Origin of the sequence: Streptacidiphilus anmyonensis (assembly GCF_000787855.1) — a bacterium.
Lineage (GTDB): Bacteria > Actinomycetota > Actinomycetes > Streptomycetales > Streptomycetaceae > Streptacidiphilus > Streptacidiphilus anmyonensis.
Genome location: NZ_BBPQ01000066.1, coordinates 25,836 through 46,992, shown reverse-complemented (window position 1 = coordinate 46,992; position 21,157 = coordinate 25,836). Strand labels below are relative to the sequence as shown.

Sequence of the window (21,157 nt, the reverse complement as noted above, 5' to 3'; positions counted from 1 at the left end):
GTGCAGCGCGGAGAAGTCCCGCATCGGGAGGCGCCCGGCCGCGTCCTGCGGCCCCAGTGCCTCCGGCGGGATGCCGAACTCCGTGTCCGCCCGGGCGCGGATCCAATGTCGGCTCTCCTCGCGGCGGCCCCGGTCCATGATCGTGCGGGCCTCGGCCTCGTAGGTCAGGCCCAGCAGCCGACGCGTCTCGTCCTGGTCAGGCAGGTGCAGGTGGACGCCCTCGACCCGCGCGGCGTCGACGATCTCCGCCCACAGCGGTCCCGGCAGGGGCTTGGCGGAGAAGGGGCTGCGGCTGGTGTGGCGGCACCAGATCTGGTCGTACAGGGCCGGGGTCGTGGACGGCCGCCGTCCGGCCAGTCGGACGGAGGCGAGGAGCTGGGGTTCGCGCGGGTTTGGGAGCAGGCGCAGCACCGGTTCCCAGCCGTGGTGGGCGACGGCGAGCCGCAGATTGAACGCGGCGGCGCCCACGGAGAGGTGCAGCGCCCGTCCGTCCGGGTCCTCCGCCCGCAGTTCGCGGTCGAGCGCCGCTCGGATCTCGACGGTGCACGTCTCCGGGCGCAGCCGGAAGCGCCAGGGCTGGGTGTTGTGCATCGACGGTGCGGCCACGGCGGCGGAGACGGGGTCCTCCAGGACGGTGGCGTCCAGGGTTGCGGGTGTCATGGCGACCTCCTCTGGCCGGGCACGGCGGTGGCGCCTGTAGTTCCGAGCCTGCCTCCAGCCACGTGCTCGGCAGAGGGCCGCTCGGGTCCCTGGGATCCGCCGAAGGGCCCCTTCGCGCGCCGGTCCAGTTGGGAGGGGATGCGGCGGGCTGCGGACTCGCAGCCGCCTTCCGATGGCCTGTCCCGGCCGACCGGGGAGGCTCCCGATCTGAACGAGCCTGAGCTCGGGTGCCGCCTGCCCATCCGCCGAGGCGGAGCACGCTAGGCGGCGAGCTTGTCGAGTACGGCGGTCAGTTCGCGGCGGCGCTGCCAGCGGCGCCACGGCACCCAGCGGCCTCCAAGCTCCCGGGCCGCCTGCGGGGGCGGGACCACCAGGACCGGGCACACCGCGCGGTCGAGGCAGCGTCCAGCGAGAGCCCGCCCGGGCCGCCACCACCAGTGGGACCGCGCGGGCACGGCCACGACCAGGACGTCGTTCTCCCGGCAGGCGGTCGCCGGCAACGCCTCGTGGAGCGGGACGTCCTCAGGGACGGCCCGCACCACGACATCCTGTGGAACGCCCCCCATGGCCAGCTCGAAGACACGTCTCACGGCCGCCAGGGCTTCCCGCCTGAGTGACGACCGGAGGTCGTCGGTTGCGGTGAGAGCCTGCGGACTCATCGCCGGACAGCACAAGTCGACGGCCGTGTCAGAGGGTCGGCGGTAGCTGCGGACCGCCAGCACCTCCGTGCCTCGACGCTGCGCGAGGTCGACAGCCTCGCGCAGCGCCCGCAGCCCGGCCAGCGAGTCCTCCACACCGACGACGACCCGCCCGAGCTCCTGATCCCGCATGGTCGACCACCGTCCTTGCTCGTCAGGCGGCTCCAGAGACCCCCGGTTCGCGGCCCCCTTCCAGGATGTCCGGAGTCACGACCTCAGCCTGCCGCCGAACACGGTGCCTGTGCAGGGGCGACCGGTCCCGTCTGCAGGGACCGTAGGTCCTCCGCTGCATCCGGCTTCGGCAGCCGGCTGCTCGGACAGCGGCACCTCGGTCGCGGGACTCGCGTGGAACCGGCCGGGTCGGATGCCTGACCGACCACCCGCCCGCGTGGGCCTCCCGTGCGGACCAACCCGGCGTCGCCTGGGCCGACCTCGCGTCGGGGGTCCCCGATTGGCTGCGCCCGCTGGTCGCCGAAGCCATACGGGCGGCGGACGCGGGGCCGGTGACGGGGCACTGGGGCCGAACCTGACCGCCCGACCGCCCGCTTATGTGCGCGCGACCGCACAGCAGTTGCTGACCTGCGGGGTCACGCTGGTCGCAGGTCGCTCGGCGCAGGTCTTCCACGGCGTCGCCGACCGGATCTTCTACGACATGGGCGAGTTCGTGGACGACTGCGCGGTCCACCCGGAGCTGCGCAACGACCTCGGCCTGCTGGTCCTGGTGAACTTCGACGGGCCTCCCAGCTGCGGCCGCGCTCCGGCGACGCCGGTCCGGCTGGAGGCGCTGCCGCTCGTTATCGAGGACTGCCGCACCCGGCTTGCCGACGGGGAGGAACGGGAGTGGATTTCGAACGGTTCACCGCCGCCTGCGCCGAATTGGGGACGGCGGCTGTCGCGCGCCGAGGGCGACTCGTCGTCGACCGGAGGTGAGCCCGCATGACCGGTCGCCCCGAGACCGGCGGTAACAGATGGCCGTAACGGAGTCAGAACGCGCCGGAGCCGCGGCCGGTGACCGTCAGGCGCTGCTGGAGGAGACGCGAGACGTCGTGCGCGGTGACGATGCCGACGAGTCGCCCGCCGTCCATGACCAGGATCCGCATCGGCATACCCGGCGTCAGGCGTTGCAGCACGTCCGCCAGGTCCTCCTCCGGGCCTGCGAGCGGTGTGTGCTCGATCGGCTGTGCCACCTGGGAGACCCGGGTGACAGACCGGGCCGCCGACGGGGCCTGGGCCAGTCGGCGCACTGAGACGACACCGGTCGGGCGTCCCTCGAGGCCGAGGACCGGGAGATGGGTGTGGTGACTGGTCAGGGCCACGTCCTCGAGGAAGCGGTCCACGGTCAGCCAGTCGGGTCCGGTGGCGACGGGCGAGGACATCACCTGGGACAGCCGCACCCCGTGCAGCAGGGTCCGGACCGTGGCCTGCTGCGCCTCGGCCCACGCTGTGGCGGTGATGAAGAAGCCGAGCAGCATGAGCCACAGACCTGCCAGGCCGCCGCGCAGCAGGACGAGGACACCGATGCCGATGAGGAGCGCTCCGGCAAGCTGTCCGGCCCGCCCGGCGGCCCGCTCGGCGCGGGACCGGTCGCCGGTGCGCCACCACACTGCTGCCTGCAGCACGCGGCCGCCGTCCAGCGGCGCCGCGGGGAGCAGGTTGAACCCGGCGAGCAGCAGGTTGGCCCAGCCGCACCGGAGCAGGACGTCGCCGGGAACGGTCCAGTGCGCACCGCGCAGCAGACCCACAGCTGCCCCCAGACCGAGTCCGCCGAGCAGCAGGCTGGTCAACGGGCCAGCGAAGGCGATCTTGAAGGCCGCGCGAGGCCGGTCGGCACGGCCCATCAGCGTAGCGCCGCCCAGCGCCCAGACTGTCATGTCCTGTACTTCGACCCCGGCGCGCCGGGCGACGACGGCGTGCGCTCCCTCGTGCAACAGCAGGCTCGCCAAGAGCAGCAGCGCTCCGGCGATGCCAGCCAGCGTGTAGGTGGCGTGGGAACGACCCGGTGCCCAGCCCGGCAGCGTACCCGCGCCCAGACTGAGCCCCAACACGACGACCAGCAGAGGCGCGCTCCAGTGAAGACGCAAAGGGACGCCGAAGACGCGCCCGAAGGGCACCACCGAGCGGAACGGTCCGCGCTCTCCGCCACGGCCCTGGGTCGGGCTCCTGAACTCCGACATCACGGCACCGTCCTTCGGAACCCCATGACTGACGTGATTCCAGGTTCCGTCGCGCCCGTGGCCGAGCGGCAGGGCCGATCCGCCCGCAGCGCCGTCCTTCCGGGTCGTGATGCGGGGGCCGGTCGGCCCATTCCATCCGCGCGGTCACCCGATCAGCATGGGAACAGAGCTTGCACATTCAAACTCCCGTTTCGGGCCGTCGTCGCGCGAACCCGGAGCGGACTCCTCAGGTGGATCTCCAAGGAGTTGAGCGGTCATGACTGCCGTGGTCGTCGGGGTGGACGGTTCGGTGCACAGTGTGGCGGCGGCGCATTGGGGTGCGGCGGAGGCCGCGCGTCGGGGCACCGGATTGCTGTTGCTGGCGGCCTGTTATCACCTGGGGCGGATGCCGGAGTCCGGCGAGGACTACGCCGACACCGAGGCGCGGGCCCGGGCGGTGCTGGCGTCGATGGCGGCGGAGGAATCCGACCGCTTCCCGGAGGTGGAGGTCAGCTTCGAGACGGTTGCGGATTGGCCCGTCGGGGCGCTGCTGGCCGCGCAGGACGACGCCGAGCTCCTGGTTGTGGGGTCGAGGGGCTTGGGAGGTTTCCGGGGCCTGATGCTGGGATCGACCAGCCGGGGGGTGGCTGGCGAAGCGACCCGGCCGGTTGTCGTGGTCCGGCCTGAGGGTCTTGCCTCCCGGCACGTGGACGCCGGTATCGAGCCGGACGAGCCGCCTCCTGTCGTGGTCGGCGTCGACACCCGGGACCCGGAACCGGCCGCCGTGCTGGAGTTCGCGCTCAGAGCCGCGCATGACCGCGGTACGGCTCTGCACGCCTTCGCGGTCGCCGCGTGGCCCCCTGCGTGGCGTCCGGCGCGGCACGGGCGCGGTGAGAAGCGGCGGATCGAGCTCGCGGACCGGGAGGAGAAGGCTTTGTTCCGGGCGCTCGAGGCAGCGCGGCTGGGGGAGGGGGGTGGCATTCTCAGGCTGGTGAGGGTGGGGCATCCGGCTGCGCTGCTGGTCGAGGAGGCGCAGGACGCGGCCCTCCTCGTCCTGGGCCGCCGCTCGGGGACGGGCGGGTCGGCGGGACCGGGCACGGCCGGACTGGGTTCGACCGCTCACTCGGTGCTGCACCACGCGCTGGGGCCCGTCGCGGTCGTCCCGCACGGCTGACCGGTTCGGCCGCAGTCGTCCATCTCCACCTGAGTCTCACCCTCCGGACGTGGGCGTCGCATCCGGCTCACCCGCGCGGATCAGTTCGAGGATCACGGCGGCGACTGGTCGGCGCGGTCCGCGGGGCGATCGGCCGCTCCGCGCAGGACCAGTCCGGCGTGCAGGTGCTGGTGGAACTCGGTGGCGGTCCCGGACGGATGAACGGTCGAGACCGTGTTGAGTAGTCGGGCCCACGGCTGGCGAGCCGTGGGCCGAACGGCCCATGCGCAGCGGTCACCTGGGGCCGCACGGTGTATGGGTAGAGGGCTCCAGCAGGCGATCGACCACCCCACCCGCGCCGCTGACCGGGAGGCAGCCATGACGGAGAACGCTCGCGTGATCTGGTTCGACGAGCTGGGCCGTGGCGACGTGGCCGTGGTCGGGGGCAAGAACTCCTCCCTGGGCGAGCTGATCCGCCATCTGGGTCCCGCCGGGGTTCGCGTGCCCGAGGGCTTCGCCACCACGGCCGCCGCCTACCGCGAGCACCTCAGGGAGAGCGGGCTGGAGGGCGTGGTGAGCGAGCAGGTCGACCGCCTCCGGGCCGGCGCGGACCTGCGGGACGCTGGCGAAGCGATCCGCTCCGCCGTCCTGCGGACGGCGCTGCCGGAGTGTCTGAGCGGCGAACTGGTGGCGGCCTACCGCGAGCTCAGCCGTCGTACCGGACGGGACGACCCGGAGGTCGCGGTGCGCAGCAGCGCCACCGCGGAGGACCTGCCCGACGCGAGCTTCGCCGGACAGCAGGAGTCGTTCCTCAACGTGCGCGGCGAGCAGGAGCTGCTGGACGCCTGCCGCCGATGCTACGCGTCGCTGTTCACGGACCGGGCGATCGACTACCGCGAACGGATGGGGTTCGACCAGTCCGCCGTGGCGTTGTCGATCGGGGTCCAGCGCATGGTCCGGGCGGACCTCGGAGGGGCCGGGGTGATGTTCACGCTCGACACCGAGAGCGGCTTTCCGCGTGTCGTGGTGGTCAACGCCGCCTGGGGGTTGGGCGAGACCGTGGTCAGCGGGCAGGTGGACCCGGACGAGTACCTGGTCTTCAAGCCGCTGCTGGAGGAGCCGGGGCGGGATCCGGTGATCCACGTCGGCATCGGCGCGAAGCGCTGCAAGGCCGTCTACGCCGGGGAACAGGGCACGGACACGATGGACACCGCCGAGAAGGAGCGGCGCGCCCGGGTGCTGGAAGACGCCGAGGTGTTGACGCTGGCCAGGTGGGCGGTCGCCGTGGAGCAGCACTACGGCGTTCCCATGGACATCGAGTGGGCGAAGGACGGCCGCTCCGGGGAGATCTTCGTGGTGCAGGCCCGCCCGGAGACCGTGCAGTCGCGTCGGCGCGGATCCGTGCTGCGGACCTACCGGCTCACCGGGCGAGGGGAGACGCTCGTGGACGGCCTGGCGGTCGGCGACGGGATCGGCGCCGGTGTGGTGTGCCCGATGGAGAGCCCCGAGCACCTGGAGCGGTTCCCGCAGGGTGGAGTGTTGGTCACGCGGATCACTGACCCGGACTGGGAACCGATCATGAAGCGGGCCGCCGCGATCGTGACCGACCATGGGGGACGCACCTCGCACGCCGCCATCGTCAGCCGTGAGCTCGGAGTGCCGGCCGTCGTCGGCGCCGGCGACGCCACGACACGGCTGGCGGGAGGCCGGGAGGTCACGGTCTCCTGCGCCGAGGGCGAGACCGGCCACGTCTACGACGGTCGGCTCGACTTCGAGGAGAGCGAGGTCGACGTCAAAGGGCTGCCGCACACCCGCACCAAGGTGATGCTCAACCTGGCGGCTCCCGCGGGTGCCTTCCGCTGGTGGCGGCTTCCGGCCGACGGTGTGGGGCTCGCCCGGATGGAGTTCATGGTCACCCACGACGTGCGGATCCACCCCATGGCCCTGCTCCACCCCGAGCGGCTCGACCCCGAGGACCGCCGCCTCGTCGACGAACTCACCGACGGCTACGCCGACCGGCGCGCGTACTTCACCGACCGCGTCGCGCACGGCGTCGCGCGCATCGCCGCCTCCCGCTGGCCCGACCCGGTCGTGGTGCGGGCCAGCGACTTCAAGACCAACGAGTACGCACGCCTGCTCGGCGGACGCCCCTTCGAACCCGAGGAGGCCAACCCGATGATCGGCTGGCGCGGGGCCAGCCGATACTACAGCCCCGGTTACCGCGAGGCCTTCGCCCTGGAGTGTCAGGCCCTGCGACGTGTGCGTGAGGACATGGGCCTCACCAACGTCGTCATGATGATCCCCTTCTGCCGCACCCCCGAGGAAGCGGACCGCGTGCTCGCCGTGATGGCCGACAACGGCCTGGCACGAGGAGCGAACGGCCTCAAGGTCTACGTCATGGCGGAGATCCCGTCCAACATCATCCTGGCCGAACAGTTCGCGGAGCGCTTCGACGGCTTCTCCATCGGCAGCAACGACCTCACCCAGCTCACCCTCGGCGTCGACCGCGACTCCAGCGCCCTGGCCGAGCTGTTCGACGAACGCAACCATGCGGTGACCCGCAGTATCGAAGCGCTGATCGCCGCCGCTCACGCCGCCGGGGTGCCGGTCGGCCTGTGCGGGCAACGACCCAGTGACGACCCGCAGTTCGCCCGGTTCCTGGTTCAGGCGGGCATCGACTCGATCTCGGTCGCGCCCGACAGCTTCGTGGTCGTCAAGCAGAACGTGGCCGCCGCCGAACAGGAACTCAGCTGAAGCCCGCGGGTTGAGAAGAGCCTTCCGGCCGCCCAGCGGGGCCCGCAGGCCCAAGTGCCATGCGCGGCCCGGTAGGGAGTATGGGAAGCGCAGGGTTCCCCCGGCCCTGCGAGGACGTCGGGATCGGCCGACGCCCAGGTCGGCGTCCGGCGCAGCCGGACGCCGGTTCCCTCGGCTGCCTTCGACTCGGGCGTGCCCGGGCAGGTCCGAACGGCGTGGGCTTGCTCGCCCGGTGTCTGCGCTGCGACCACGGGTGAGCCGGGATAGCGTCGGTGTGTGGTGCAAGTCTTCGACGCGGTCCAAGGACGCCTGATCGCGCTGCCGCCGGCCGGGCGGCGCGCGCTTCGGCTCCGCGTGCATCTGGAGTGCCCTGGCCTGGTGGCGGGATGGGACGAGGCGCGGGCACTGGTCGTCGCCGACGTGCTGTTCCGCGCTCTGGAAATGGAAGGGGTCCAGGTCTTTCCGGCGATCGAGGCGCCCGACCTGCCGCCCCTGGAGGCGAAGCGGCTGGACCGACTCCTGGCCAGCTACAACCTCCGCGCTCCTGACGCGGATGACGACCTGTACGCCGATGTCCACGTGCTGACCAGCGGGGGCGGCGATCCTCGCGGGCCGGGAGTCGTCCTGCGCGTCGGGCCCACGAGCGCCAGCGCGCCGATACCGCCGTTGCCTGCGGATCCGACGGACCATGACGCGGCGGTGCGACGCTGCGCGCTGCTCGCCACGCCGTGTCGCGAGCCGCTGTCCGTCAGCGCGGCCGTCCTGGCGGACGCCGCGAACACTCTGGCAGGGTGGCGCGCCTACGTGGCCTACTGGTCCCAGGCCCCGTCCGCGCCCGTGCCGCCCGCGGTCCGGGATCGTGCCCGGGGGTTGCTCGACGCTGACCTGGACACCCCCGGTCTCCTGGGACTCCTGGGTGAGGTGGCGGACGACCCAGGCCAGCCTGACGGAGCCCGGTTCGAGGCGTTCGTGTGGCTGGACCGGGTGCTCGGCATCGAGCTCGGCCGCGACGTCGGTCACGCCTGAGACCCACGCCCTGCTTCCGCACGCGCGGCCCGGGAAGGGCAGCAGGGTGGGTCAGTTCGGCACCACGGCCACCGGAACCTCGGCCCGGTGCAGAACGCGCTGGGGCACGCTTCCGAGCAGGAGCCCGGTGCGGTGGTGCCGACGATGGCGACCGAGCACGATCACGGCGGCGCCCTCTGCCGCTTCGAGCAGCACCTGATCCGGCGCGCCGGAGGTGACCCGCGTGGTGACGGGCACGGCTGGACGCATGATGCGGGCGTCGGCGAGCAAGCTGTCCAACTCGGCGCCCTCGTCCGCGTCCAGTTGGGCGGCGGCCTCCGCCGACGCGACGATGTAGGGGCTGGGCAGCGTCCAGGAGCGCACGGCGACCAGCGGCGTGCCTCGGGATTCGGCCTCCGTGAAAGCGAATCCGATCGGGGCGGGTGCCTCCCGGGCGACGCCCACGACGACGGGGCCGTCGGCTGGGGCGGTCATCGTGCTGGTGCTCGGCACCACCACCACGGGGACCGGTGCGTGGGCCACGAGGCGGTGGCTGACCGATCCGAGCAGCGGTGCCAGGAGATCGCCCCGTCCCCGTCGGCCGACCACCAGCAGGGCGGCCCTCTCGGCCAGCCCGATGAGGCCCTCCGTGGGTGCCTCGGACAGCAGGACCGTGTCGAGCTTCAGCTCCGGTGCCGCCGCCCGCACCCCAGCGGCGGTGCCCTCGAGGAACGTCGCAGCGGTGCGGAAAGCGGAGTCTCCGATAGTCCGCGTGACTGCTTCCGGCAGCTCGTAGTCAAGGTGGCCCCAGGAGTGGGCGATCAGCAAGGGCGCGCCGCGCAGCTGTGCTTCGCGGGCGGCCCAGTCCAGGGCGGCCTTCGCGCCGGAGGACGGGTCCACGCCGACGATCACTGCACCCGATTGCCTCGTGTCCGACAGCAACGTGTACATATGGCTTCTCCTGTGGCCGAGCGACCTTTCGTCACGGCGAAGGACCTGCCGGCCTCAGTACGGCAGCGGACGGCCGGAAGGTGTCCGCAGGTCCAGGGGCGGCGACTGCGGCGGGCGACCTGGGCGCTTGGCGACCATGATCCGTTCCATTGTCGCCACCTCCGGACTCTCTGGTGCCCGCGCTTGTTCCGGTATCCACCCTCCCCGAGTCGGCACGTGTGCGCCTGGGCCGTTGGTCCCCCGGAACGTGCCCGGTCGGCACCGCGCATGAGGTCCGCCAAGCAGCTCGCGCAGCGCGACGCGTGACCTCACCAGCTCTTGCCGCGGCCCTCTGACTACCCGGCTACCTCCCGGGGGACGCCCCGGGTGACCGTGGGTCCGCTGCGGCCGTTGCATGAGGGCATGAGCACTCTCAACGACCTGCTGGCCGAGATCGACACGTGGCCCGAGCCGATCGACCGCAACGCCGTGCGCGAAGTCGTGCAGCGAGCCTGGGGCATCGCCATCGGCCATGGTCAGTACAGCCCGAGGCTGGTCGACGACGAGGACGACGTCGAGCCGCACGGACTGGAAGGCCGAGTCTTCGGCTTGAGGAGGCACTGCGCCGCAAGGGGCTTTCCGACAGTGAGATCGCTCAGATCTAGATTGCCTCCGCCCGTGTTCGTCCCCTGGTACCGCAGGCGGATGGAGGGCCGAGTGAGCGACCGAGCGTGCGCCGGACCACGGAACCCCCTCCTCGTGTGGTCGGCCCACATGGCTGCGGGTACGGACGGTCAGGCAGCGTAGGGCTCGGCCGGAGTGGGCCCCAGGGGTGGGGTTCCAACCGGGCGGAGCGGGACGGAGTTTGAGCACCAGCTGAACTTCAAGGCATTCGAACAGACCGGGAACTCGTGCAACTGGCCCCTGCCGTATGGGCGGGAGGCCATCGGGTCGATCGGCCTCTTGTGCAAGTGCGGGCGGTGGTGGGCGGCGGTCAGGCTTCAGTGAGAGGCTTCGCGCTCCTGCGGAAGAGAGCTCTTCTGGCCAGCTGACCACAGCCACCCATAGGGTGGCGGGGACGAGAAGATTCCTCATGGATCCCCGCATACCCCGCCTGCGACGCAAGCTGGCCGCGATCCCGTTCCAACCGTTGCGCAGCCACTCCTTCGGGGAAGAGCAGCACAAGTTCCGCCTCGGGCCGAAGCTGGCGGGAGCACGCATCGCTGCGTTCGAGGCCGAACACGACATCGTCCTGCCCGATGTCTATCGGCAGTTCCTCACGCACATCGGCGGCTCAGGCGCGGCACCGTTCTACGGCCTCATACCGCTGGAGTGTTGTCGACTTCATGGCCGGCATCATCGTGCTCGAGATCCCGGGCGCCACCCAGGCCCAGTACGAGGAGGTCACCGACAAGATGACCGGGGGACGCGGAGGCGTGACGGCGCGCTCGGACTCGCCGGTACCCGGCCTGATCTCCCATTGCGCCGGACCCACCCCGGACGGCTGGCATGTCACGGATGTCTGGGAGTCCACCGAAGCGTTCCAGCGGTTCGCCGAGAAACTCGGGCCACTGATGCAGGCAGCCGGGATGCCCCAGGCGGAGCCCAAGATCTACGAGGCGTTCAATGTGGTGACCTCCTAGGCCAGCGTGCAAGCCCCGGGGCAGTCGCTGGGAGCGCGTTCAGCGCGGCGCCCAGCGAAGATCACGGCACAGATCACCGCGGAGTGACTTTCGGCCCGCAGATCGGGCGGTGATTGGCGCTGGGCGAGTGTCGCACGGCATCGGTCGACACCGGCAGCGCCACCATGGGCCCTATGGGAAGACGACGGCGACGCCCCGCCGGGTACGGCCTGCGACAGCACCGGGAAGCTCTGCTCCGCGCGCTTGCCGCACAGGACGGCACACCTTCGCCCCCGTCGGCTGACACCAACCCGGCAGCACCAGGTCCATTCCAGCCGCCGGTACTCGAGCTGGCACGCCAGACGCAGCGCCCGCAGGCGCCGTCCTGCTGCCTGGTGGAACGCAAGCGGGAGCGGGTCGGACAGACCGTCTTCGTGATCGCCACGCACCACCCCGACTGCCCGGCGTGGTCCGCACGCTGAACCTCCACGCACGGGAGAACATCGGCCCATGACCCACGACGAGGTCCCGCTGAGCAATGACGCCTCCTACCTGGAGAACACCGCTGGGCTCTACCGCTGGGATATGGCCTGGGAGCCGGACGGCAGCGTGCGCATCTCGCGGGGCGACCAGACGGTCCGCGCGTTCTTCACCCACGACGGCGCCTTCTGGTTCGGCCGCACCAGTGGCCCGAACACCACCGACGAGGAACTCGCGCTTCCCGAGACCGTCGAAGCACTCGAGCGCCACGGCGACGACCCGCAGATGCCGCCCGCCTGACCAGCTGCTGACGAACCGGCGGCAGCAGCCCGACGCCGTCGGCGCCCACGGAACGAACCCAGGCGCGGACGGCCAAGACCGCTGACGGCGCCGGCCCGGCCGCCGGCGACCAGACGGTCCCACTCCGGATCCGGCTGCCCTGGGACCATGCGGCCCTGCGCCGCCCACGCCGCGGCCATGGTCGCAAACAATGGCGTGTCGCCCGGGCTCCCCGCACCCCGCGAAGAGCGCACCCCCATCGGTCCCGCAGTGGTCACGCCGATTCAACGAAGCCGGTCGAGGTCACCGCACGGCCTGTCGCTCGCATGGGCGGGCGCGCAGAACCTGCACCGGGCGCGGGGCGCCCGCGCCGGCACCACACGCCGCGGCCACTCCCACAGCCGCGACCAGCAGGCCTGGGTGTCACGCCGCGTTGATCTGCTCCCGGCCGGGCGCCGTCTCCACCCCGCGCTCGAAGGCGGTCAGGCACAGCCGGCACAACTGCTCGTGGGGGATGCCATTACGGGTCATGTCGGTGATCGGCCGCATCTCCGCGATGGCCGACAGCAGCCTGCGACACAGGGCCGCGCCGTCGAAGTCCGGGACGACGTGCCACCGCACGCCGGACCCGACCTCGTACTCGGCCTTCAACGCGACCATGACGGTCACCTGCCTCGCAACGACGAACCTGCTGGCTCTCCGTCCACACTGCTTCCCGGCCGAGATACTCCGCGTGGGCCAAACGTCCTCGGCTCCAACGCCGACCGGCCCTGGGTACCTGTAGAGCTCGTAACATGATCACGTGGGGCGGTGCAGGTCAGCCGTAACCGGTCTGACGATTGAGCCGTTCGTGAGGACGTGAGCGTCAAGCCGTGGGTCGTGGACGACGAGTTGTAGGCAAAGGTCGAGTCGCTGCTACTGCCCTGGCCTGAGCGTTCGCCCGGGCCCAAGCCAATACCAGACCGGCTGTGCCTGCAGGGCATCCCACACGGGGATCCCATGGCAGCAGTTGCCGTTGGGGCTGGGCTTCGGCTCAGGGCAGACCTGCTGGAGGCGTCTGAAGCGATGGCAGGATTCCGGGGGCTTTGACCAGCTACATCGGATACTGCTGGCGGAGCTGAACGTGGCCAATGAGTCGGACTGGAGCCGCGCGTGCGTGGACGCCTCCCACGTTCGCGCGGAAAGGGGGTGCCGCGACGTGCCCGTCGCCGGTCGATCGGCGCAAGACCGGCAGCAAGCACCACCTGATCACCGACGGCGGCATCCCGCTCAAGGTGATCACCACTGCGGCAAACGTCAACGACGTCACCCAGACCCTCGCCCTGGTCGACGGCGTCCCACTGGTCGCCGGCTGAGTCGGTCACCCCCGCAAGCGCCCGGACGCGTCGCTCGGCGACCAGGGCTACGACAGCAACCCCAACTCTCAGTGGAGCTCATGTGGGTGTACCCGTCTCATCGCGAGGACTGGTCGCCAAAGGTACGAGAATGCCCCCGTTGGGGGCGCGTCGCTGAGCGCCTCGACGTACACCTCCCAATGGGTACCGCGAGGCCAAGCCGGGACCGGCACGGCCGCGCCGACCAGCAGCAGCCCGCCGCCCTCAAAGGCCTGCGTCATCGGTTGAAGATCGACACGCTGAGCTGCTGCGACGGTCGTAGTGTGGATCTATGAGCACAACTGGCATGAACCAGCCGCTCAGCTGGCCAGGTTGGGGCCGGCAGCTCACGTACGGCCTGGTCGACGCCGTCCCTGCCCGCATCTACAGCCGCACCTGAGGCCACGCCGGGCCGGTGACACATCGGTACCACTACGACGACTTCGGGTGGACCCGGTACCGGGACCGGGGTGAGTCGGACGGATGTCGCCGTGCTCGGGTGGTCAATCCGCCGGGGATGTTACCTGGGCAATACGCGGCGCGGTCGGCCAGAACGCCGCAAGGCGCCGCTGCGAGTCCGAGGCCGTCGCGTTGTGCGCGACGGCATCTCACAGTGACGTACCGCAACGCAAGTGGCAACTTCCCATGGCTCGAAGGGATTTTGAGAAGAAGTCCTCACCAGCAAGGCTGCCCAATGAAGCAAAAAGTGACCGCATCCCAATTGATGAAAATGATCTTTGCAAATCCTGGGGGAGTGAGTTGTCGCTTTTCGAATATGCTCATCCTTGATACTGTCGACCTTTCGCAACTTCAACACCCCTATCCGCTCAGGTTTGCCAATTGTGAGTTCGGACGGGATTTGATCATCCGAGAGGCTCAGTTTCCACAGTTTTCACTCACCGGCGAAAGTGGGGTTTACGGAAAACTTGACGCCTCTCATCTGAGTATATCCGGAGGAGATCTTCGTCTTGAGGGTGGATATGGTTGGATTGACCTCCAGGGGGCGCACATACGAGATGACTTGCACATGGAAGGCGCTATAATCCATCGAAGCGATCGAAATGGATGTTCGCTCCATGCGCCGAACCTCGATATCGGCGGCAATCTAGCGCTGGGTCCAGTGGGTGCGTCGAAGAGGGATCCAGAGTCGGTCTTTAAATGCAGGGGAAAGATTGACCTGAGCGATTCGCGGATCGGAGGGTCGGTCTACTTGGTAGGTGCACACTTTAATACATGCGGAGCGCAAGCATTTTACGGCGATGGCATGAAGGTCGGCGGCTCGCTGTATGCGTATGATCTTGTCGCGCGGGGGCAAGTTCACATAATAGGCGCTACCATCAGTGGATCCTTCGAGTTCCAAAGGGCAAAAATTTACGATACGGGATCGAATAGCGATTATTCGGCCTTTGTTCTTGATCGAAGCGTAATTGGAGGTAGTCTATTCTGCACCGATCGGTTCACCTGCGAAGGACCTATGAAGGCCATAGGGTGCAAAGTATCTGGTTCGGCTTACTTTGAGGGGGCAGACCTGTCGGCCATGTCAGAAGGGAATAGGGGGCGCGCGGCTCTCCGGCTGGACAGAAGCGTTATCGACGGAGCTCTTTATCTCTCTTGCAGAGCATTGCAGGTCTCGAGCGAGGGTGCGGATTCCAAGGCCGTCAAGCATGTGTGTCCTCGCTCCGGCCTCTCGGCAGATCGGAGTGCCCAAGACTTCCGAGCATGTGGCGAGGTCAGCCTGCACGACATGGAGGCCAGGCGGGAAGCGAGCCTGAATGTTGCTTGCATCTGCGGGACTGAACATGCTCTGGGCGGTCCCCGAGACCAGCAGAAGTGTCTTCTGATTGCCGACTGTAGGGGATTGAAGACCCCCTTCCTTCTCATTTCTGGGACCCCGCAGCCTCATTCTCTAGATAGGCTGATTGACCTGACCAGCGCAGAAGTCGGAGTTCTGTGGGATGAAAAGAGGGTATGGAATTCGGAACACAATCGGGGGGTGGGATACGCCTCTGCGGCAGTCAAAGGCATGAAGTACAACGCCATTCACATGGGGGATTTTCGACTCAGTGAGCGTCTGAAGTGGATTTCGGCTGCAGCGTCCTTCTCGCGTTCCAGGGATGTTGATGATCCTGACGTTGTCGTATATGCCAAGGGGCCACCCGCCCCGCAGGCATATGATCAATTGGCATCCGCTTACAGGGCGGCAGGTTTTGGCGTACAGGCGCGACAGATTCTCTACCGTAAGCACAGTGACGCAGAGAAGTATCGCATTCGGAATCTTGGAGAAAGAGCCCCGAGGGAGCCCGTTTGGCGACGTGCTTGGGCATGGCTCACGGATCTCGGTCTATGGCTGTGGGGACAGGTGCAAAGGGTCTCTATAGGATTCGGCTATCTGCCGGCGTTGGCGGCTTTTTGGCTATTGATACTTTGGTCAATTGGCGTTTGGCTCTTCTGGGTCTACTTTCCACCTGCCGCGATTGTTTCGCCGGGTCAAAAGGCTCCCGGTGCCATGGGCGTATGGGATCATCTTACGTTCCCGATGAAGCTGATTATTCCGGGCCTCAATCTTACTGCCAGCAATTGGCGGCCGAGTGGCGGGGGCGTCATCCTGGGGGCCATCCTCACCATTTTTGGATGGTTTCTCACTGCAACTGTTGTCACGGCTGTTGCCCGAGTTGCGAGGCGCCAGTAGCGATGGAGCAGGATCGTGTCGGCGCGGAAGCGAGCGGCGACGCGGGGGGCTGAGCGTCGTTTCTGCTCTGGCCTGCTGCACTCTTCCGCACCCATGCCGCCGAGCCGACGAGGTAGACGGGTTTGCGGCCGACCGATCGGACACGGCGCCGCACAGCGGGACGAGGCAGAACTCGACGACGGCGGCGGTCAACACCCCCCCGGGGGGCGCGCCCTGTAGGACGGCGTCCGCTGACCCGGACCCCCGGTGCAGGGCGGCCGCTCCGGACGACTCAATTCCACGGATCGACGGAACGGCCGGTCGCACGGAGTGCGTCACGGCCTGCCTTGGTCGGTCGCATCGGCAGCTCGACTTTCTGCTTCGCGGACGGCGTCCATGGCGCGCAGCAGACCGAGGGTGCGCTGTGCTTCGGCCTCGTGGACGACCGAGACCGCGAACCCGAGGTGGACGACGACGCGGCCGCCGACCTCGGCCTGGGGCACGCAGGCCAGGCAGATCTCGCGGACCACCCCGGCGAAGTCGACCTGGGCCATGCGCAGTTCCGCGTCGTCGCGGATTTCGGTGATCCGTCCTGGAACGGCCAGGAGGGTCGGACTCGCACCCCGTCCGTACGGAGTGCCGCTCATACCGGTCTCCGCAACTGACCCGAAGCCGCTTCCACGAGCAGGTCGTGCACCAGCGAGGCTGCCTTCGGAACCGCCTCGGCCACGGCCGGGGAGAGCCCGTCGCCCCAGCCGAAGTGCTCGCCCTCGATCCCGAGAACCACCAGTCGGTCCGGCAGCAGGTCCAGTATCCGGCCGAGTTCCACGGCCTCGCCGAGGCCCAGCCCATGGGTGTTCGCGCCGCCGCGCAGCAGCGCGGTGCCGGCGAGATCGAGGCGGTGGATGCGGCCGGGGCAGCCCGGATGGGCGTGGACGGCGTCGACGACCACGGCCAGATTGCGCCCCTGCCAGAGCCTCAGCAGTCGGCTCGCCTCGCCATCGGTGTGGGCGAAGCGATCGGCGGGCGCGCACGTGTCGTGCAGAAGACGCAGCGCGGCGGGCGCCGCACCGTCGTCCTGGCGGTACTCGTTGCCGATGGCGATCACGACGGTGCCGCCCACGGGCCCGTCACCTCCTCTCGACGGTCAGGTCAAGGAAGTGTGTGGCGCAGGAGATGCACGGGTCGTAGTTGCGGATCGCCTGTTCACACTGGCGGGTGAGCTCCGTGTCGTCCAGATGCAGCCGTTGTTGGACGAAGTCGCGCAGGTCCGCCTCGATGGCGGACTGGTTCTGCGCGGTGGGCGGGATGATGTTCGCGTCGAGGACGGTGCCGTCCGCGGCGAGTTCGTAACGGTGGTAGAGCAGTCCGCGCGGCGCCTCGGTCGCGGCCCGGCCCACGCCGGCGCGAGGCGGCACTGGGACGGCGGGGGCAGGCGGCGGCTCGTAGGCGTCCAGGAGGCGCTGGGCCTCGCGTACGGCCCAGAGCACCTCGATCGCCCGCACCACGATGCTGCGGAAGGGATTGTCGCAGGCTGTGTCGAGGCCGGCCGTCGACCCCAGGTCGCGAAGGTCCGGCGGCAGGAGGTCGGCGGCGGTGCGCCAGCGGGCCAGCGGGCCGGTGAGGTAGCGGAGGCCGTCGGCCGTGGCCGTCAGCGCGGTGGTGTGCGGTGCCTGTGCCTCGACCACGTGCTGTTCGAACTCCTCGACGGGGAACACGGTCGGGGGCGCGGCGTCGGAGAAGGCGTGGTGCAGGGTGGGGGTTCCCGCATCCAGCGGGTAGGAGTCGGTCGGACGCAGGGCGAGCGTGGCGTGCCGGATGTGCAGCTCGGGGAAGTCCAGGGCGATGGCCCAGGCCACGGTGGCCTCGGCGTCGTGGCGGGCGGTGCGCAGCAGCGCGGTGAGCCGGTCCAGTTCCTCGCGCTCGGGTAGCTGGTGGAAGCCGCCGAGCCTGACGTTGACGGGGTGCACGGCGCGTCCGCCGAGCACCTCCATGATCTGGTTTCCCGCCTGCTTGAGCCGCAGTCCGCGTTCGACCAGCGCGCGGTCGGCGCGGGCGAGCGCGAGTGCGTCCGGCAGGCCGAGAAAGTCGGGGGCGTGCAGCAGGTAGATGTGCAGGGAGTGGCTCTCGATCCACTCGCCGCAGTAGAGCAGCCGCCGCAGCGCGGCGAGTTGTCCGTCGACGGTGACGCCGCAGGCGTCCTCGACCGCCTGGCAGGCCGTCATCTGGTAGGCGACGGGGCAGATTCCGCAGATTCTCGAGGTGATGTCCACCGGTTCGTCGTAGCGGCGGCCGCGCAGCAGCGCCTCGAAGAAGCGCGGTGGCTCGTAGATGCTGAGCCGGACGCTCTCCACCTCACCGTCGACCACGTGGACCTGCATCGCTCCCTCGCCCTCGACCCGGGCGAGGGAGGAGACGCTGAGCAGACGGTGGCTGCGGTGGGTCATCGACGGGTCTCCTCGGCTGTTTCCTTGACGGTGTCGGTCGCTTCGCGTGCGGCTTCGCGGAAGGCCGGGGCCTCCGCGTTGTAGGTCCGGTAGAGCCGGGCCACGTCCTGGTCGGCGAGGCCGTCCGTACGCAGCAGCGGCAGCAGTGCGCGGGTGTTGGGATCGGCCTTGGGGCCGAAGCAGCCGAAGCAGCCGCGCCCGAAGGCCGGGCAGAGCGCCCCGCAGCCGGCCTGGGTGACCGGACCGAGGCAGGGCGTGCCGTGGGCGACGGTCACGCAGGTGACGCCGCGTCGCTTGCATTCGAAGCAGACGCTGTGGTCCGGGATGTCGGGCTTGCGGCCGGCGAGGAAGGCGGTGATCACCTCCAGCAGCTGGCGCTTGTCGATCGGGCAGCCGCGCAGTTCGAAGTCGACCCGGACGTGGTCCGCGATCGGCGTCGAGGTCGCCAGCTCGTCGATGTACTCCGGTTGTGCGTACACCACCGAGCGCAGCTGCTCGAAGTCGCGCGCGTTGCGCAGCGCCTGGATGCCGCCCGCCGTCGCGCAGGCGCCGATGGTCACCAGGACGCGTGACTGCGCCCGGATCTCGCGGATGCGGTCGATGTCGTCCTTCGTGGCGATGGACCCCTCGACGAGTGAGAGGTCGTAGGGGTCGGGGCTGGTGGCCCGGGACGCCTCCAGGAAGTAGGCGATCTCGACCCGATCGGCCAGGGGGAGCAGGTCCTCCTCGCAGTCGAGCAGGGTCAGCTGACAGCCGTCGCAGGAGGAGAACTTCCACACGGCGAGCTTGGGCCGGGGCGCGCAGGACATCAGGGCGGACCTCCGGTCACAGCTCGTGGACGGCGAGCAGGGCGGCGGCCTGGTCCCAGGTGAAGATCGGTCCGTCGCGGCAGACCAGGACCCGACCGAGCTGGCAGTGGCCGCACCAGGCGGTGGCGCAGCGCATGTTGCGCTCCAGCGAGAGGCGGATCCGGTCGGGGGCGACGCCGCGGTCCATCAGCGCCTCGGCGCTCGCCCGCATCATCGGTTCCGGGCCGCAGACGAACGCGGTGGTGCGCTCGGGGCGGAAGACCGCGTGCCGCAGGAGATCGGTGACCAGTCCGACCGGGCCGGTCCAGCCGGCTTCGGCGCGGTCCACGGTGATCTTCGCCTCGCCGAGTGCGTGCCACTGCATCAGGTCCGCGCGGTGGACCAGCTCGTGCGGAGTGCGGGCGCCGGCCAGGACGGTCAGCCACCCGTAGAACCCGGGTCGGGACAGCGCATGCAGGACGACGGGACGCAGGGGGGAGAGCCCGAGACCGCCGCCCATGACGATCAGGTCCTCGCCCGGGGCCGTGCCCAAGGGGGTGACCGGATCGTCCGCTCCGGCCGGCCGGATGCCGAGGGCCCAGTCGTTGCCGAACGGGCCGCACACGCCGACCACCTCGCCCGGCCGCAGCCGGCACAGTGCCTCGCTGGCCTTGCCCACGGCGCGGATCGTGTGGGCGATGGCGTCACCGCCGGATGCGACGGCGCTGACGGACACGGGGATCTCTCCGACCCCGAAGGCGTAGAGCATCGAGAACTGGCCGGGGCGGTAGCGGGGCAGCGCCGTGCCCACCGGGACGAGGTCGAGAGTGACCGTGTCGGCGGTCTCCCGCAGCCGGTGGCGGACCCGGTAGGGCAGAGGCGTGACGACGTCGGGGGCGCCGTCCGCGACGGCGACGGTGTCGGTCATGCTGTGCCCTCCTCGGATGCTCCGGCCTCCTCGCGCAGGCGGGCGGCCTCGACGGTCAGGTCGATGCCGACGGGGCACCAGACGATGCACCGGCCGCAGCCCACACAGCCGCTGCTGCCGAACTGGTCGTGCCAGGTGCCGAGCTTGTGGGTGAGCCACTGGCGGTAGCGGCTCCTCCCGGAGGTCCGGACGGAGCCTCCGTGGACGTAGGAGAAGTCGAGGTCGAAACAGGAGTCCCAGCGCCGCCACCGCTCCGCGTGATCTCCCGTCAGATCGGTGGTGTCCTCGGTGGTGGTGCAGAAACAGGTCGGGCACACCATCGTACAGTTCCCGCAGGTCAGACAGCGGGAGGCGACCTCGTCCCAGACCGGCGAGTCGAGCGTCTCCGCCAGCACATCACGCAGTCCCTCGGCCTCCAGCTCGCGCCCCATCCGCCGTTCGGCAGCCTCGGTCTGACACCGGGCCAGCTCAGGAAGCTGCGGATCCGGATCGCGCACGGGCAGCCGCGGGTCGGCGAGCACCTCCGCGCCGCGGGCGCTGTGAGCGGAGATCAGCAGCCGCACGTCGTCGTCGCCGGCGATCTCGTGGACCGCCAGATCGCAGGGCGCGTCGTCGCGCAGGCCGGGGCCGGTGCCGACGGAGGCGCAGAAGCACAGTTCGCCTGGTTCGCCGCAGGCGACGGCGATGACGAACGCCGCCTCCCGGCGCGGTGTGTAGACCGGGTCGCGGAAGGCCCCACCGGTGAGGACCCGGTCCAGCCGGGCGATCGCGGCCAGATCGCACGGATGCACGCCGAGCAGCGCGTAGCGCGGGACGGGGGACTTCTCCTCGGCGTCGGGGGTGAACGTCACCGTCCCGTCCCCGTCGCGGTCCGCCTGCCACAGCCTGGCCCGCTCCGGGTGCAGAAAGGTCTTCCACGACTGGGGACCGGCCGAATGGGCGAACGCCGCCCGGTCCTCGCGTCGCCGCACGCGGTACCCGCCCGGGGCGAGCGCGACGCCCACGCCGTAGGGGAGCTTGTCGGCTGAGGCCAGTTCGGCGAGGACCACCGCGCCGTCGCGCTCGGTGGGGCCGACGACCGTCCAGCCCCGCGCGGTCAGGGCGTCGAACAGGGCCTGCAGGTCCTCCTGGGCGAGCTCGCGGGCGTCCGCGTCGTTCGCGGGAGGTGTCTTCGCCGTGCCGGTGTCCGGTGCCATGGGGTTCACACCTCCTGGGGCCG

At 70.0% G+C, this 21,157-nt stretch carries 20 protein-coding genes and 2 pseudogenes; 11 read left to right on the top strand and 11 right to left on the bottom strand.

Features of this window, described 5'->3' with window-relative positions:
- Together TR50_RS34485 and TR50_RS34480 are read right to left on the bottom strand one after the other, a co-directional pair.
- Positions 1 to 660: nitroreductase family protein (locus tag TR50_RS34485; protein ID WP_042431549.1), on the bottom strand; the 660-nt coding region annotated here is incomplete at its 3' end.
- A gap of 260 nt (positions 661 to 920) precedes the next feature.
- Positions 921 to 1,490 carry a universal stress protein gene (locus tag TR50_RS34480; RefSeq protein WP_042431548.1) on the bottom strand — a complete coding sequence of 190 codons (570 nt, stop codon included), beginning with the start codon at positions 1,488 to 1,490 and terminating at the stop codon, positions 921 to 923.
- A 418-nt stretch (positions 1,491 to 1,908) separates the two neighbouring features.
- Here TR50_RS34480 and TR50_RS34475 point away from each other — a divergent pair, with 418 nt between their 5' ends.
- Complete coding sequence (locus TR50_RS34475; RefSeq protein ID WP_052441676.1) at positions 1,909 to 2,298, top strand: hypothetical protein; 390 nt, start codon at positions 1,909 to 1,911, stop codon at positions 2,296 to 2,298.
- Positions 2,299 to 2,341: 43 nt separating this feature from the next.
- On the opposite strand, the gene TR50_RS34470 is transcribed toward TR50_RS34475, so the two are convergent.
- Positions 2,342 to 3,532, bottom strand: coding sequence for a site-2 protease family protein (locus tag TR50_RS34470; RefSeq protein WP_084701455.1), 1,191 nt, complete (start codon positions 3,530 to 3,532; stop codon positions 2,342 to 2,344).
- A gap of 256 nt (positions 3,533 to 3,788) precedes the next feature.
- Between TR50_RS34470 and TR50_RS34465 the strand changes: the two genes are divergently transcribed.
- From TR50_RS34465 to TR50_RS34455, 3 genes are all read left to right on the top strand, one after another.
- A complete protein-coding gene (locus tag TR50_RS34465) occupies positions 3,789 to 4,685 on the top strand; it encodes a universal stress protein (protein ID WP_042431546.1) in 897 nt (298 codons plus the stop codon).
- A 357-nt stretch (positions 4,686 to 5,042) separates the two neighbouring features.
- Entirely contained in the window at positions 5,043 to 7,418 is a 2,376-nt protein-coding gene (gene ppsA / locus TR50_RS34460; protein WP_042431544.1) for a phosphoenolpyruvate synthase, read from the top strand.
- Between the two features lie 276 nt (positions 7,419 to 7,694).
- Positions 7,695 to 8,444: a hypothetical protein gene (locus tag TR50_RS34455; RefSeq protein WP_042431542.1), complete on the top strand. Its 750-nt coding sequence runs from the start codon at positions 7,695 to 7,697 to the stop codon at positions 8,442 to 8,444.
- Between the two features lie 51 nt (positions 8,445 to 8,495).
- On the opposite strand, the gene TR50_RS34450 is transcribed toward TR50_RS34455, so the two are convergent.
- On the bottom strand, positions 8,496 to 9,374 hold the full coding sequence (locus tag TR50_RS34450) for a universal stress protein (protein ID WP_042431541.1): 879 nt from the start codon (positions 9,372 to 9,374) through the stop codon (positions 8,496 to 8,498).
- 402 nt (positions 9,375 to 9,776) lie between these two features.
- Between TR50_RS34450 and TR50_RS34445 the strand changes: the two genes are divergently transcribed.
- From TR50_RS34445 to TR50_RS34435, 4 genes and pseudogenes are all read left to right on the top strand, one after another.
- Positions 9,777 to 10,160, top strand: coding sequence for a hypothetical protein (locus TR50_RS34445; protein ID WP_042431539.1), 384 nt, complete (start codon positions 9,777 to 9,779; stop codon positions 10,158 to 10,160).
- A 286-nt stretch (positions 10,161 to 10,446) separates the two neighbouring features.
- Positions 10,447 to 10,755 (top strand): annotated as a pseudogene (locus tag TR50_RS49405) (SMI1/KNR4 family protein); the annotation flags it as partial.
- Positions 10,700 to 10,996 carry a hypothetical protein gene (locus tag TR50_RS34440; RefSeq protein ID WP_042431537.1) on the top strand — a complete coding sequence of 99 codons (297 nt, stop codon included), beginning with the start codon at positions 10,700 to 10,702 and terminating at the stop codon, positions 10,994 to 10,996. The pseudogene TR50_RS49405 and the gene TR50_RS34440, both read left to right, overlap by 56 nt.
- A 489-nt stretch (positions 10,997 to 11,485) precedes the next feature.
- Positions 11,486 to 11,755, top strand: a complete 270-nt coding sequence (locus TR50_RS34435; protein ID WP_042431535.1) for a hypothetical protein — start codon at positions 11,486 to 11,488, stop codon at positions 11,753 to 11,755.
- Between the two features lie 402 nt (positions 11,756 to 12,157).
- Here TR50_RS34435 and TR50_RS34430 read toward each other — a convergent pair whose 3' ends face one another.
- Positions 12,158 to 12,394: a hypothetical protein gene (locus TR50_RS34430; protein ID WP_152648795.1), complete on the bottom strand. Its 237-nt coding sequence runs from the start codon at positions 12,392 to 12,394 to the stop codon at positions 12,158 to 12,160.
- A 268-nt stretch (positions 12,395 to 12,662) separates the two neighbouring features.
- On the opposite strand from TR50_RS34430, the pseudogene TR50_RS50230 reads away from it, so the two are divergent.
- From TR50_RS50230 to TR50_RS46100, 3 genes and pseudogenes are all read left to right on the top strand, one after another.
- Positions 12,663 to 12,821, top strand: a pseudogene (locus TR50_RS50230) (transposase); the annotation flags it as partial.
- A gap of 43 nt (positions 12,822 to 12,864) precedes the next feature.
- Positions 12,865 to 13,089, top strand: coding sequence for a transposase (locus tag TR50_RS46105; RefSeq protein WP_152648794.1), 225 nt, complete (start codon positions 12,865 to 12,867; stop codon positions 13,087 to 13,089).
- Positions 13,090 to 15,100: 2,011 nt separating this feature from the next.
- Complete coding sequence (locus TR50_RS46100) at positions 15,101 to 15,796, top strand: hypothetical protein (protein ID WP_152648793.1); 696 nt, start codon at positions 15,101 to 15,103, stop codon at positions 15,794 to 15,796.
- A 314-nt stretch (positions 15,797 to 16,110) separates the two neighbouring features.
- Here the strand turns inward: TR50_RS46100 and TR50_RS34420 are convergent, their stop codons facing one another.
- From TR50_RS34420 to TR50_RS34395, 6 genes are read right to left on the bottom strand one after another with little or no spacing between them, the layout of a single operon-like run.
- A complete protein-coding gene (locus TR50_RS34420) occupies positions 16,111 to 16,422 on the bottom strand; it encodes a HypC/HybG/HupF family hydrogenase formation chaperone (RefSeq protein ID WP_042431532.1) in 312 nt (103 codons plus the stop codon).
- The gene (locus TR50_RS34415; RefSeq protein ID WP_042431530.1) at positions 16,419 to 16,898 is read right to left on the bottom strand and encodes a hydrogenase maturation protease; all 480 of its coding nucleotides are present in this window, start codon (positions 16,896 to 16,898) and stop codon (positions 16,419 to 16,421) included. Before TR50_RS34415 ends, TR50_RS34420 begins: the two co-directional genes overlap by 4 nt.
- Before the next feature lie 7 nt (positions 16,899 to 16,905).
- On the bottom strand, positions 16,906 to 18,222 hold the full coding sequence (locus TR50_RS34410; protein ID WP_042431528.1) for a Ni/Fe hydrogenase subunit alpha: 1,317 nt from the start codon (positions 18,220 to 18,222) through the stop codon (positions 16,906 to 16,908).
- A complete protein-coding gene (locus tag TR50_RS34405; RefSeq protein ID WP_042431526.1) occupies positions 18,219 to 19,031 on the bottom strand; it encodes an NADH-quinone oxidoreductase subunit B family protein in 813 nt (270 codons plus the stop codon). The genes TR50_RS34410 and TR50_RS34405 overlap by 4 nt, the downstream gene beginning before the upstream one ends.
- A 16-nt stretch (positions 19,032 to 19,047) precedes the next feature.
- Positions 19,048 to 19,938 carry an FAD/NAD(P)-binding protein gene (locus TR50_RS34400; RefSeq protein WP_042431524.1) on the bottom strand — a complete coding sequence of 297 codons (891 nt, stop codon included), beginning with the start codon at positions 19,936 to 19,938 and terminating at the stop codon, positions 19,048 to 19,050.
- Positions 19,935 to 21,134 (bottom strand): 4Fe-4S dicluster domain-containing protein, encoded by a 1,200-nt coding sequence (locus tag TR50_RS34395; protein ID WP_042431520.1) that lies wholly within the window; start codon positions 21,132 to 21,134, stop codon positions 19,935 to 19,937. The genes TR50_RS34400 and TR50_RS34395 overlap by 4 nt, the downstream gene beginning before the upstream one ends.
- Positions 21,135 to 21,157: the final 23 nt, after the last annotated feature.